At 72.2% G+C, this 13463-nt stretch carries 6 protein-coding genes; 3 read left to right on the top strand and 3 right to left on the bottom strand.

All coding sequences use genetic code 11. The features are described from left to right. The first annotated feature begins 35 nt into the window (after nucleotides 1-35). Nucleotides 36-1052 (top strand): monodechloroaminopyrrolnitrin synthase PrnB family protein, encoded by a 1017-nt coding sequence (locus ACQPZF_RS22635; protein WP_433260009.1) that lies wholly within the window; start codon nucleotides 36-38, stop codon nucleotides 1050-1052. A 21-nt stretch (nucleotides 1053-1073) separates the two neighbouring features. Further along, entirely contained in the window at nucleotides 1074-2012 is a 939-nt protein-coding gene (locus ACQPZF_RS22630) for an LLM class flavin-dependent oxidoreductase (RefSeq protein WP_433260008.1), read from the top strand. Here the strand turns inward: ACQPZF_RS22630 and ACQPZF_RS22625 are convergent, their stop codons facing one another. The 3 genes from ACQPZF_RS22625 to ACQPZF_RS22615 form a co-directional block, all read right to left on the bottom strand. Then, complete coding sequence (locus ACQPZF_RS22625; protein ID WP_433260007.1) at nucleotides 2013-4910, bottom strand: helix-turn-helix transcriptional regulator; 2898 nt, start codon at nucleotides 4908-4910, stop codon at nucleotides 2013-2015. It abuts the gene before it with no gap. 63 nt (nucleotides 4911-4973) lie between these two features. Further along, a complete protein-coding gene (locus tag ACQPZF_RS22620) occupies nucleotides 4974-5153 on the bottom strand; it encodes a hypothetical protein (RefSeq protein WP_433260006.1) in 180 nt (59 codons plus the stop codon). A 59-nt stretch (nucleotides 5154-5212) separates the two neighbouring features. Then, on the bottom strand, nucleotides 5213-8317 hold the full coding sequence (locus ACQPZF_RS22615; protein WP_433260005.1) for a type 2 lanthipeptide synthetase LanM family protein: 3105 nt from the start codon (nucleotides 8315-8317) through the stop codon (nucleotides 5213-5215). A gap of 308 nt (nucleotides 8318-8625) precedes the next feature. Here ACQPZF_RS22615 and ACQPZF_RS22610 point away from each other — a divergent pair, with 308 nt between their 5' ends. Continuing rightward, nucleotides 8626-13458 (top strand): amino acid adenylation domain-containing protein, encoded by a 4833-nt coding sequence (locus tag ACQPZF_RS22610; RefSeq protein WP_433260004.1) that lies wholly within the window; start codon nucleotides 8626-8628, stop codon nucleotides 13456-13458. The last annotated feature ends 5 nt before the right edge of the window (nucleotides 13459-13463 follow it).

Here is a 13463-nt window from a genome sequence, read left to right as displayed (position 1 = left end):
GGAAACCGGACCAATGCCCGCCGGAGCATGGTGCCATGAACCCAACGGAGCAGTTCGAGGCATGGCTCGGCCGCGAGTTCGTAGAGCTGAACACCGAGCTGGAGGAGTCCTACCGCGCAACCGGCCGGGGCTCGAAAGCGTCCGGACAGGAACTCCTGCGCGGCGCGAAGCTCATCTCACCGATCGAGGTACCGAAGACGGGCCGCTACGAGCTGCTGGGCGCGGTCGGCATGTATCTGGCGGCATGTCGCCGACACGGGATCGGCGATTCAGTTACGTTGACGGATGCGTGGACGTTGGCGGTACGTCTAGGCTTCTCGCTCGGCGTCGCCCCGCGATACGTCTTCGCGCACCAGAGCGTCTACGGCTTCCGCGCCTTCACCTCGCTGCACGACGAGCACGTCTTCGTACGCAGCAACACCGCGGGCGTCGTGGCCTACCGCCGAGCAGCGGAAGCGTTGCGACACATCACGAATGTGTCCACGCCGCAGACGACCGTCCTGCTGACCGAGGCCCGCGCCGCCCTGGACGACGTTCTGCGAATCAACCGGACCCTGGCCGAAACCCTCGACGCAGACCGGTTTTTGCACAACATCCGCCCGTACTTCAAGCCCTACCGGGTGGGCGCGCTGGAGTACCGGGGCGCGAACGCGGGCGACTTCGCGGCGATCAACGAGATCGACCTGACCCTGGGCCTGGCCCGCGCCGACGACCCGTTCTACCAACACGTGCTGGTCGAGAAGTACCCCTACGTGACCCCGGAGGACCAGCCGCGCCTGAGAGCGGCCGTCACCGCCGAACCGCTGCCACAACGGTTCCGGAACGCCCCGCACGCACAGGCCAACGCCGAGCTGTTCCGGTCCGTCTGCCGAGCGCACGGCGCCGCCTACGCCTTCCACCACCACCGACTGGTGAAGCCGTTCCTGGAAACCCCGGCGCGACAGGCCCCGCCGGACGACGTGACCTCCAGCGGTCCCGGTCTCGATGTGGTGATCGCTACCCTGCGACACCTGGTCAAGCTCCGCACGCGCGTCCCCGGAGCCGGCGAGTAGACCCGCGAGAGGGGTGGGGTGGTGGGTGCTGTCTCGGTGATGTTGCCGTTCCTGCCGACGAACGGCGACGAGGTCGTGCCGTACGCCGAGTTGGTCCGGCGCGGTCGTGCCGTCCGGTTGTGGGTCGGGCAGTCGTTGACGGTCGAGCCGCACCAGGCCTTGGCCTACGTCGCCGGTCGGGGCATCCAGGTGCCGGTGGGCACGGCGGTCACGCTCATGCCGTTGCGGCAGCCGTTCGAGGCGGCGGTGCAGGCGCGGTCGTTGGCGTTGCTCACCGGGTTGCCGGTGGTGGCGGGCATCGGTGTCGGCGCCGAGCGGTTCGTGGAAGCGTTGCGCGGCAGCGGTTACGGCAGTCCGCTGACCGCCGCGGCCGAGTACGTGTCGGTGATGAGGGCGTTGCTGGACCAGCGGCGGCATTCGTTCGAGGGGCGGTACTTCAGCCATCGGTATCCGTTGCCACGCCTGGAACATCCTCCGGTCGAGATCGGAGTCGGCGTGCTGCGCAAGGGAATGGCGGCCGTCGCGGGAAGAGTCGCGGACGCGGCCATTACCTGGCTCACGCCCGCCGACTACCTCGCGGAGACCTTGATCCCGGCCATGGCCGCCACCGCCGAACGCCGTCCGCCCAAGGTGATCACGCAAGTGGGTCTGGCGCTGACCGGCGACCCGGAACAGGCCGCGCGAGCCGCGTACGGACCGCACCTGAGGATGCCGCACTACGTGGACATGCTGCGCCAGGCGGGCATCGCGGTCGAACGGCCGGAAAGTGCCGCTGGGCGACTGATCGAGCGTGATCTGCTGCTGTCCGGCGGTGTGGACGAAGTCGTCGCGGGCATCCGCCGGTACTGGGCGGCCGGGGTGGACGAGGTGATGCTCAACGTGGCCGGGGTACGCGCCCTGCACGGCGACGAGGCCGCCCGAGCCGACCTCACGGATGTCCTTGCGGCGCTGGAGAACTGACTAAGGCTCGAAGGTCGCCGCATACTCGGTCAGGCTGACCCGGTCGTGCCGGCTGGTCTTGGCCATCAGGCTGGACACGTGCTTCTCCACGGTCTTCGGGGAGATGTGCAGCCGCTTGGCGATCTCCTTGTTCCCCAAGCGGCCGACCAGGAGCTGGAACACCTCGTACTCCCGCACGGTGATGCCCGAGTCGCGCAGCCGCCTGGGCACGCGGTCGGCGCCGGTGCGCCGCGGCTGGACCGGCGCGCCGTTCCGGCGGAGCAACGCCCGGCACGCGCTCGCCACGGCCGGCAGGTCCGCCTCGTGGAAGTACTCCTCGGACTGGCGCATCCACGTCACCGGGTCGCCCCAGCCGTCCGCGGTCGCCGCCTCCGCCACCAGCCGCAGACCCAGGTGGCGGGCCATCCGGTACGGCTCGGCGGCCGTCACCGCCGCGGCCACGGCGGTGTTCGCCGCCGTCACGCGACCGCGGCGGCCGTGCACGACGGCTTCGGCCAGGTGCACCCACTGGCGGTTCCACCTCATCCGGCTGGCGGCGCACAGCCCGGCCAGGTCCGCCTCCCCCGCGTCACCGCTGAGCACATCCAGCAGCAGTTGGATGCCGTGCCCGCCGGTCAGGTAGAAGCCGGTGGGGTTGCGCTCCTCGAACGCCGCCGCCGCGGCCAGTTCGCGCCGGGCCCGGTCGACGTCCTCCTCCAGCAGCGCGCAGAACGCCCGTGCCAGGCCGAGGCACAGCGACTCCTCGTGGGAATCCGTGCCGCCGTGCTCGCGGACCTCGGCGATGGCGTCTTCCATCCCGCGACGATTCCCTTGGTGCGCCTGGAGGATCGCGCGGGTCGCGTGGCTGTACCGGACGAGGTCCCAGAGCTGGAGCCGGGACGCCTGCGCCAGGTTGGCGGCGACGAGTTCGGCGGCCTCCTCGAACTCGCCGAGCAGCGTCAGGTACAGGGCGCTGACCACGTCCACCGTGCACACGATCGTGATGGAGCCGGTGCGCATGGCCTCCTGCTTGGCGAGCTGGAGCCCCCGGCTGTCGCCGTCGGTGAGCTGCCGGTGGCCGCCGAGTCGCATGAGGACGTGGTTGCGCAGCAACGGAAGCCGGTGCTGCTCGGTGATCGCCTTGGCCCGTTCGAGGAACCGCGCGGCTTCGTCCAGGTCGCGTTCGCGCGCCACCAGCCCGAGCACCTGGAGCGACTGGCACGCGATGGTCGGCGCGCCGTGCTGTTCGGCGAACGCCAGCGCGTTGCGGGCCAGTTTCTCCGCCGTGTACAGGTGGTCGGAGCCGGTCACTTCGAGCAACAGGTTGGCGTGCACGGCATCCAGCGCCGCCAGTTGCTCGTCGGCCGGCCCCGGGCCGTGCACCGCGCGGGCGATGGCCACCTGGTCCATCCCGTCGTGCGGACGGCCGCCCAGGTACGCGACCCACGCCAGTTTCGTGTGCAGCGCGGTCACCTGGTCGCGGGTGCCGATGCCGGCGAACCGGGTCGCGAGCGCGAACGCCTGTTGGTACTGCCCTTTCTCGCCGAGCGCGTACACCAGGGCGTCCAAGGTCTCCACGTACACCGGGGCTCCGGGGTTTCCGGCCAGCAGCTCGTCGGCCTTGCTCAGCAACGCCACCGCCGAGTCCACGGCGGCGTCCGCCAGCGCGCGCTTGCCCGCTGCGGTGAACAGCCTGCCCGCCGCCTCGGGGTCGCCACCGGTCAGCCGCAGGGTCGCGACCAGCGGGCACCACTCGCCGGGCAGGCCGGGGTGCAGCGCCTCCACGGCGTCCGCGACCCGCACGGCCAACGCGCTGCGGCGGGCCGGGGTCAACGCCTCCAGCAGCGCTTCCGACGTCAGCGGGTGGCGGAAGACGTACCAGTCGGGCGCGGCCTCGTCCGGCGAGATGAGCTGCGCGGAGATGCCCGCGTGCAGGTGGCCGAGCAGGCTGCGGTCGTCCACCCCGGTCACCTTCTGCACCACCGACAGCGGGAACCGGTGTCCCACGACGGCGGCGGTCGACAGCAGGGTCTGGCCCTGCGGCCCCAGCCGGTCGGCGCGGGCGGCGATCGTGTCGGCGAGCGCGGCCGGCACCCGGGCCGGCACCTGGCCCACCATGCGCCAGGTGCCCCGGTCGTTGATCAGCAGGCCTTCGTCGACCCACTCGTGCAGCACTTCCTCGGCGATGAACGGGCTGCCCGCGCTGGTGCGCCACACCAGGTCGGCGACGTCGGGATCGACCCCGGCCGGATCGGCGTCGAGGCAGGCGGCGGCGAGCTGGTCGACGTCGGCGCGCGGCAGGGAGCCCAGTTCGAGGATCGTGCCGGACTGCCGCCGCGCGGCCGACCGCACCAGGTCGTACGCCTTGGACGGTCCGGTGCGGATCGCCCCGACCAGCAGCACGGACGTGGTGGCGAGGTTGTCGACCAGGTACTCCAGGATGAACAGCGTCTCGGCGTCGGCGTCCTGGAGGTCGTCCAGCACCAGCACGCAGCCCCGCTCGCGCCCCAGCACGGCGAGCAGCCGCAGCACGGCCTCGGCGACCACCAGCAGCGACGCGCCGGTGTCGGTGCCGTCCCGGTCCCGCCAGTCCGGCACCAGCACGCCGAGCGCGGGCAGGTACGGACCCAGCTCGTCCGGGTCGATCAGGTCGGCCTGCCTGGTCACCGCCACCAAAGCCTCGGCGAGCGGGCGGAACGGCACCATCGGGCCGATCGTGCTGCCCCGGCCGCGCAGCACCCGCGCGCCGCAGGCCAGCGCCTCACCGGTGATCTCCATGGCCAGCCGGGACTTCCCGATGCCGCCCTCGCCCAGCAGGAAGACGGCACGGCCGCTGCCGGCACGCGCGTTCCGGAGTGCCCGGGTCAACGTGTCCAGCTCACGGCTGCGCCCGATGACCCGGGGCGAGCGGATCCACATCAGCAGACCTCGGACCGGAGTGGGGTCACCGACGACGCCGCGCCGCCGGCGGGGAACTGCTGGTCAGGTGTCCATCTTGTCGAAGCTGACGGTGGACGGCACGCCGTCCAGGGTGTAGATCGACGTGCCCGCGAGCTGTGGCGCGCCGCCGGCCAGCGCCGCGTTGCGGCTGCCGATCCCCGATGCGGCCGGCAGCACCGGCTCGCCGAGCGCCGCGTCTGCCGTCTGGTCGTGCTCCCCCATGGGAATCCCCTCTGCGTGACGTGCGGTCACCGTGCCCTTCGAGCACCGGGCACGTTCGGTCACCGGGCGGGTAGGTCACCGGGCGGTCGGCCGGGGTCGAGCAGCAGCGTCGACGGGACCTCGCCGGCGGAGCCCAGCCGGAGCAGACCATAACCGATCCCGGAAAGACCCGTCAGCAGATTGGGCACGACGACCCCGTCCGGTATTCCACACGACGGGCCGGACCGTTCCAGCGCGGCCACTAGCTGGCCCGCGCGGCGGTCCCGGATCGCGGCGATCCGCCCGTCGTGGCCGGCGAGTTCGGACAACACCTCCAAAACGCCCATCTCACCGTGGCAGAGGCTCATGTTGCGCAGCGCGGAGCCGTCTGCCGGCCCGGCCACCCAGTCGCGCAGCTCGTCGGTCCACCCCGACACCTCGGCCCTCGCGAGCGCGATGCCCGCGCCGCCGGAGCACCAGCCCGGATCGGCCGGCAGCGGCCCGTTCCCGGGGTGCTTGACGCCGCCGTGCCGGGTGAGCGCCCACGCGATGCCCGCCTCGCCGTGGGCGAATCCGGGTCTCAGCGGTCCGCCGGAGGCCGCCGGCGGGTCGGCGTTCAGCGGGCCGCGAGACGCCTCCAGTGTGTCGGCGTAGCGGCGCGCCAGCTCCCGCGCCTCCTCAAGACCGGTCTGGACGTGCACCGACCGCATCGCGACCAGGCCGCCGGCGAGGCCGTCCGCGAAGCCGCGGGGTGTGTCCGGGCCGACCGGGGGCATGATCGTCAGCAGGTCCGCCAGCCAGCCGGCGATGGCCGGCTCGTCCAGCAACGGCCCGAGCCGGGCCAGCGCGTGGCACAGGCCGCCCAGTCCGAGGTGGGCGCCGACGCCGGCCGCCGCGGGCAGGTCCGGGTTCGCGCGGAGGCCGTCCAGCAGGTCCGGCACGCGCCGGATCGCGGCGAGCGCCACGTCCCGGTAGCGGGCGATCCCGGTGACCCTCGCCAGCTCCGCCAGGAACAGCGCCACCCCGGAGTAGCCCTCGCCGAGCCCGGCCCCCATCGGCAGCACCTGCCAGTGCCGGTCCTCGACGAGTTCGACGCCGAGCCAGTTCGCCCGGTCGCCCGCCCGCAGCGCGTCGGCCACGATCCGGTCGGCGATCCCGCACGCGGCGGCGACCAGCCGTTCCCGTTCCAGCGTGGTCGCCGACGTGGCCACGGTGTCCGTGCTCCGGTGGACGACGTCGGCGGACCTCGTCGCCAACGTCGCGGAGATCAGCCACTCCTGGTCACGCCGGTCGGCGGCGTCCATCGCGGCGATCTTCGTGCGCACCGACACCAGACCGGGCGTCGGCAGGACGTTCTCGACGCGCCGGCCGTCCGACGTCCACAGGTCGCGTTCGGCGGGAGTGGTGGACAGCAGCGGGATGTCGCCCGCCCACAGGTCGGCGATCTCGGCCCCGACCAGTCCGGCCGCCGGCGAGTCCGCCGGCGTGTCCGCCCACAGCAGGTCGAACGCGCGATCCCGGTCGAGCGCGTCCCGCAGGAGGCTGGGGTGGGTGGACTCGTCCAGCAGCGTCGCGTACAGGCGGGTGGGCCGGACCAGCACCCGGACCGGGTGGTCGGCGCACGCGTCGAGCAGGCCGGCCAGCTCGTGCCGGCCGGTCATGATCGCCTCGTAGCCGGTCCGGAACCCGGCCAGCAGCGCGGCCTTGTGGTCGCCCGGGTCGATCTCGCGGTCGGCCAGCCGGGGCCGGTTCAGGCTGCCGGGGAACTCGGCGGGCAGCCGGACCAGCCGCATCTCGTCCGTGGCCGGCGAGGCCCACCGCACCGCGTCGACGGGGTAGGGCGCGCCCCGGTCGCCGCCGAGGCCGGAGATGTCCAGCGCGCCGTGCTCGCCGAGGAACATCTGCGGCAGCAACGACGTCCGCTGCACCGAACGGCTCAGCGCCCGCGCGGCCGGGTCGGCGATCGTGGCGAGGGTCGGGTGGAGCATCGTCTCCAGGTCGATCAGCACCGCCTGGTCGCCGCACGAGATCAGGTTCTCGCAGTGCACGTCCGTGCCGTCGATCGCGTACAGCAGCGCGAGCAGCGCGCCCTGCCGGCGGTAGAACAGGTTCACCTCGGCCACGTCCGCGCAGGCCCGGTGCTCGACGAACTCCAGCCAGCCGTGACTCGGCCGGACCACCACACCGGCCGTGCGCAGCCGCAGCTCCGGCACCCGCTCGGTCAGCCACCGCGCCAGCTCGGTGAACCGGGCGTGCAACGCGACCGGCCTCGGCTTGTAGACGACCCGGCGGTGGTCGGCGAACCACAGCACCGCGACCGAGCGGCCACCCTGGTGGCGGTCACCCGCCTGGCCTTCGACGCGGACCAGTGTGGCCTGCTCGCCGGCGCACAGTTCGGCGGCGATCCCGGCCCGGTCGGCGGCGAACCGCAGCAGCAGTTCGCAGCAGCCGTCGACGGCTTGGAGACACGCCTGTGCCGCGAGCCGGGCGAGGACCGGGAACTCGACGGCCAGCTCGCCGAGCCGCTCCGCGGTGCACATCGCGCGGATGAAGTCGGCGAACCGGTCGGCCGGGGTCGCGCCGGTCAGGGTGCCCGCCAGGCGGTCGCGGTTGACCAGCAGCACGAGGGTGCGCGCCGACAGGTCGACCAGGCGGGCGTCGAGCTGTCGGGTGATCGTGTCGGTGAGCACGTGGGGCGCGACGGCTCCGGGTGGCAGGCGGCCTCGGAGGCGGTCGGCGGCCATCCGGCAGGCGAGCCGGACGAACGGCCGGAACGGTGCGGCGAACGCGGCCCGCCAGTCGGTCGTGTCGATGTCGTTCTCGCCGACGGCTGCCGGGGCCTGAGCGGAACTGTCGGAGTGGTCGGCGGTGTGCGGCGCCTCGGCCAGTGCCTGTTCGAAGAACGTCGCCCAGGCGGGCCGGCTCGACCGGGCGGCGAGGGCGGCCGGTGGTTCGGCGTGCAGGGACAGCAGGCCCTGTTCGTCGGTGCCGAGGGCGGCGAGCCGGTGCGCGGTGCGGCCGGCGGCGTCCAGTCCGTGTGCGGTGCGCCAGGCGTGCACCCGGTCGCGGGCCAGTGGTGTCGGCGGGTGGTGTGCGGCGGGCAGGCGTTCGCGCAGGACGAGTCCGGCCGCCCACCAGTGCGGCGGCAGGTCCGCCCGGTTGCCGGGCTCGTTCGCGCGCCGCATGGCTGGCCATGGTGCCGGCGCGGCCCACCTCGCCGGAATGGGGGAATGTCCCCCATCTTGTGCCGAACCGCCTACAAGCCGCCCGACCAGCGCAAACAAGCCCGAACGCCGACCGAGGCGCGCGCCCCCCGGTCGATCGTTCCGACGCCCGCCGACATAGATGGGGGAGTTCACCCAATGGCAGGAACGGTGTGCGCCAGCAGACTCGGTGCCGTTCGGATCGCGGAAGGGAGAGGCGGGTCGGCTGCCGGGGCGGGCAGGCACGTCACCGCGATCCGAACGGCCCACGAGGACATGAGGGGGAGCGTGTGGCGTGCGTTCATCGGCTTTTCGAGCGGTGGGCCGAACAGGCGCCGGAGGCGGTCGCGGTCGTCCGGGGGGACGACCGCATCGGCTACCGGGAGCTGGACGAGTGGGCCAACCACATCGCCCACCGGCTGCGTGCGGAAGGCGTCCGGCCGGGCATGTCGGTCGCCGTGTGCGTGGAACGGTCCATCGGCCTGATCGCGAGCCTGCTGGGAGTGCTCAAAGCCGGGGCCGTCTACGTTCCGGTGGACCCGGACTACCCGGCGGAGCGCCAGGCGTTCATCCTCGCCGACAGCGGCGCGGCCGTGGTGCTCACGTCGGACTCGGTGCGACCGCGATTACGGGACGGGCTCACCGTGCCGCGCGGGGCGTCGCCTGCCGGCCCGGACCTGGTGGACGTCCCGGACGCGCCCGCCTACGTCATCTACACGTCCGGTTCGACCGGCCGCCCCAAGGGCGTCGTGGTCACCCATCGCAATGTCGTGCGGCTGTTCGACGTCACCGCCGGGCGGTTCGGTTTCACGAGCGACGACGTGTGGACGATGTTCCACTCCGCCGCGTTCGACTTCTCGGTCTGGGAGATGTGGGGCGCGCTGCTGCACGGCGGCCGGCTCGTCGTCGTGCCCCGCGACACCGCACGCGACCCGGATGCCTTCTGGCGTCTGCTGATCGCCGAACAGGTGACCGTGCTCAACCAGACGCCCTCGGCGTTCGGGCTGCTGTCCCGGGCCGCACGGGACGCCGGTTGGCCGGACACGGCGCTGCGCCTGGTGGTCTTCGGCGGTGAGGCACTCGAACCGGCCACGCTCATCCCGTGGTTCGACCGCTACGGCGACACCTCGCCCCGGCTGGTCAACATGTACGGCATCACCGAGACCACGGTGCACGTGACCGCCCACGCGCTGTCCGCCGGCGAGACCGGCAGCCCGATCGGGCGTCCGCTGGACGACCTGCGGGTCCGACTCCTGGACGCGGACGGGTCCGAGGTGCCGCCCCACCACGTGGGCGAGGCCTTCGTGTCCGGCCCCGGTGTGTCGCTGGGCTACCTGAACCGGCCCGCCCTGACGGCGGAACGGTTCGTGCCCGATCCGGCCGGCCCTCCCGGCAGCCGGCGGTACCGGAGCGGCGACCTGGCGGTGGCCGACGACGGCGGCGCGCTGTTCTACCGTGGCCGCAACGATTCCCAGGTTCAGCTCCGGGGCTTCCGGATCGAGCTGGGCGAGGTCGAGTCGGCCCTGGTGGCGATCCCGGCGGTGGGCGCGGCGGTGGTCGTGCTGTCCGACGACCTGCCGTCCGGGCCGACACTGGTCGGCTACCTCACCGAGGCGGAACCGGCCGACCTGCCCGACATCCGTGCCCACCTGCGCCGGACCTTGCCCGACCACATGGTCCCGGTCCGCTGGGTGTTCCTGGACCGGCTGCCGCTCACCGCGCACGGGAAGGCCGACCGGCGGGCACTGCCCCTGCCCGCGGCCCGTCTCGACGCGGACGAGCCGGTGGGCGCGACCGAGCGGCTGATCGCCGGGATCTGGCGGGACGTGGTGGGCGTCGAGCCCGGCCGGCACGACAACCTGTTCGCGATGGGCGGGAGTTCGTTGCACGCCAACCAGATCCTCACGCGGATCGGCGCGGCGCTCGGCCACCGCCCCGCGCTGGGAGTGGTGTTCGCCGACCCGACGGTGGCCGGGCTCGCGGCGGCTTGCTCGGAGCCGGACTCCGGCCTGCTGCCGGTGGCCCGCGTCGAGCCGCTGCCCCTGTCCTCCGCGCAACAGCGATTGTGGTTGCTGCACAAGCTCTTCCCGGATTCGTGCGCCTACCACGAGCAGTTCGCGTACGTGCTGACCGGTGAAGTCGACGTCGGCCTGCTGGCCGGGGGTTTCGCCGCCGCCGCACGCCGGCACGACGTGCTGCGCACGGTCTTCCTGGAGCAGGACGGCACGCCGCGCCAGGTCGTGACCAACACGGCGCGGGTGCGGGTGGACATCGGGGACGTGGCCGGCCTGGACGAGGTCCGTTCGATCGCCGACGAGGAGGCACGGACGCCGTTCGACCTCGGCCACGGCCCGTTGGCGCGGGTGTGGCTGCTGCGGATGCCGCGTGCGGTGGTGCTGCTGATGACCATGCACCACATCGCCACGGACGAATGGTCGCTCGGCGTGCTGTTCGATGAGCTACGGCGCCACCACAGTTCATCGGTGCCGCCCGAGTTGCCGGTGCAATACGCCGATTACGCGGTCTGGCAACGAGAACGGCCGGTAGAACGACACCTGGACTTCTGGCGGGAACTCCTGGCGGAGGCTCCGGGCTCGATCGGGCTGGCGACCGACCGCCCCCGGCCCGCTCGGCGGTCGTTCGCCGGGGCGCGCCACCGGTTCGTCGTGCCGCCCGACGTGGCGGGCGGGTTGCGGGCGTTGGCCCACCGCACCGGCACGACACCGCACATGGTCCTGTTGGCCGCGTACAACGTGTTGCTGCACCGGCTCAGCGGAGACTCCGACCTGGTCGTCGGCACTCCGGTCGCGGGGCGCGATCACGCCGAGGTCGAAGGGCTCATCGGGTTCTTCGTGAACATGCTGCCCATCCGGACCAGGTGCACCGGGGAGATCACGTTCGGCGAGCTGTTGACTCGGGTCCGTGACACGGTCACCGCCGCGTACGCCCATCAGGAACTGCCGTTCGACGCGCTCGTCGATGGTCTGGGCGTCGACCGCGACCCCGGCACGCATCCGCTGTTCCAGGTCGTGTTCGCGCTGCGGAACAACGTGACGCTCGACCTGCCCGGCGTCACGGCGGAACCGGTCGCGCTCGATCCCCGTTCCGCCAAGTACGACCTCGCGCTGTTCATGACCGACGACGACGCGCTGAGCGGCGATCTCGACTACAGCACGGAGTTGTTCGACGCCACGACGGCCGCCCGCATCGCCGATCGGTTCCTCGCCTTGCTGAAGGGAATCGTGGTCGATGCGGGGACCAAGGTGCGTGACTACGACTTCGTGCCCGCAGTCGAGCAGGACGTGATCCGGTCGTGGCAGGGTGCGGAGGTCGCGATCGCCGAGTCGAACGTCCCCGAGCTGGTCGCCGCTGTCCATCCCGACGCCGTTGCCCTGGTCGACGGCGATGTCGCTGTGCGTTTCGGTGATCTGGTCGGGCGGGCGAACCGGTTGGCGTGGTGGTTGCGCGGGCTGGGTGTCGGTCGGGGTGATGTTGTGGGGCTGGTGTTGCCCCGGGGCGTCGAGCTGGCGGTCAGTACGTTGGCGGTGCTGTCCGCCGGAGCGGCCTATCTGCCGATGGACCCCGGCGTCCCGGTGGAGCGGCTGCGGTTCATGGTCGAGGATGCGGACGCTCGTGTTGTGGTGGGCCTCGGCGCGCCACCGGTGGATGCCCCGTGGGTGGATCTCGTCGGTGATGCCGAACGGATCGCTGCTCAGCCGTCGACCGACCTGGGTGTCCGGTGTTCACCGGAGGATATGGCTTATGTGATTTATACGTCTGGTTCGACGGGTCGTCCGAAGGGTGTGGTTGTTCCGCATCGGGGTTTGTCGAATCTGGTGTCGTGGCATGTTCGTGAGGTCGGTCTTGGTTCGGGTGATCGGACGAGTCTGGTGGCGTCGCCGGGGTTCGACGCTTCGGTGTGGGAGCTGTGGCCCAGCCTGGTGGCAGGTGCGAGTGTGCACGTGCCGGGCGAGGAGGTCCGGTCTGATCCAGACTTGCTGTTGGAGTGGTTCGCGGACAACGGAATTACCGCCGCGTTCGTGCCGACGCCGTTGGCCGAACCGGTGTTCCGTCGCTCCGGTCCGTCGTCGCTCTCGCTGCGTGTGCTGGTGACCGGTGGGGATGTGCTGACGTCCGGCCCATCCGCGTCGTACCGGGTGTTGAACAACTACGGGCCGACGGAGAACTCCGTCGTCGCGACCGCTTGTGAGATTCAGCCTGGGGCCCAGAACTTCCCGATCGGACGGCCGATCGACAACGTCCGTGCCTACGTCGTGGACGAGGCCGGGCGTCAGGTCGGCATCGGGATCGCCGGCGAGCTGTGGATCGGTGGCACGGGGCAGGCGCTGGGCTATCTCGGCCGGGCCGGCTTGACGGCGGAACGGTTCGTGCCCGACCCGTTCGGACCGCCCGGGGGACGGCTCTACCGCACCGGGGACAGGGTGCGGTGGAACGTCGACGGCGACCTGGAATTCCTCGGTCGGCTGGACCACCAGGTCAAGGTGCTGGGGCACCGGATCGAGCTGGGCGAGATCGAGTCCGTGCTCGGCGAGCACCCGGACGTCCGGTCGGCCGCCGTGGTCCTGCGGTCGTCGGACAACGGCGAACCCGTGCTCACGGGCTACGTCCAGCCGGTCGGGGCGGCGCTGGACCTCGATGACGTCCGTGGTCGTCTCGCCTCCCGCCTGCCGGGATACATGGTGCCGCCGGTGCTGGGCGTGGTGGACCGGTGGCCGACGACCGCGAGCGGCAAGACCGACCGGAACGCGTTGCCGCCGCTCGAACTACCCGCCGGCCGCGCGGTTTCGGGGCCGGTGGAGGAGACCTTGGCGGCGGTGTGGGCCGAGGTGCTGGAGCTTCGCGCCGCGCCGGACGCGACCGACAACTTCTTCGGGCTCGGCGGCAACTCGCTGAACGCCACCCGGATCGCGGCACGCATCCAGGACGCGCTGGACGTGGAGGTCGCGATCCGCGAGGTGTTCGCCGCGCCGACGATCGAGGCGCTGGCCCGGCGGCTCGGCCGGTCCCACCTCGGGATCGAGGCGCGTGCCCGGGAGTACCTGCTGGTCGCGGCCATGGATCCGGCCGAACTTCTGGCGCTGGCGCAAGGGAACCTGGAGTGACTTCG

The sequence above is a fragment of the Actinosynnema sp. CS-041913 genome, assembly GCF_050942485.1.
Taxonomy (GTDB): domain Bacteria; phylum Actinomycetota; class Actinomycetes; order Mycobacteriales; family Pseudonocardiaceae; genus Actinosynnema.
Note: the sequence above shows the minus strand (reverse complement) of the source record. Positions and strands in the feature narration are given on the sequence as shown.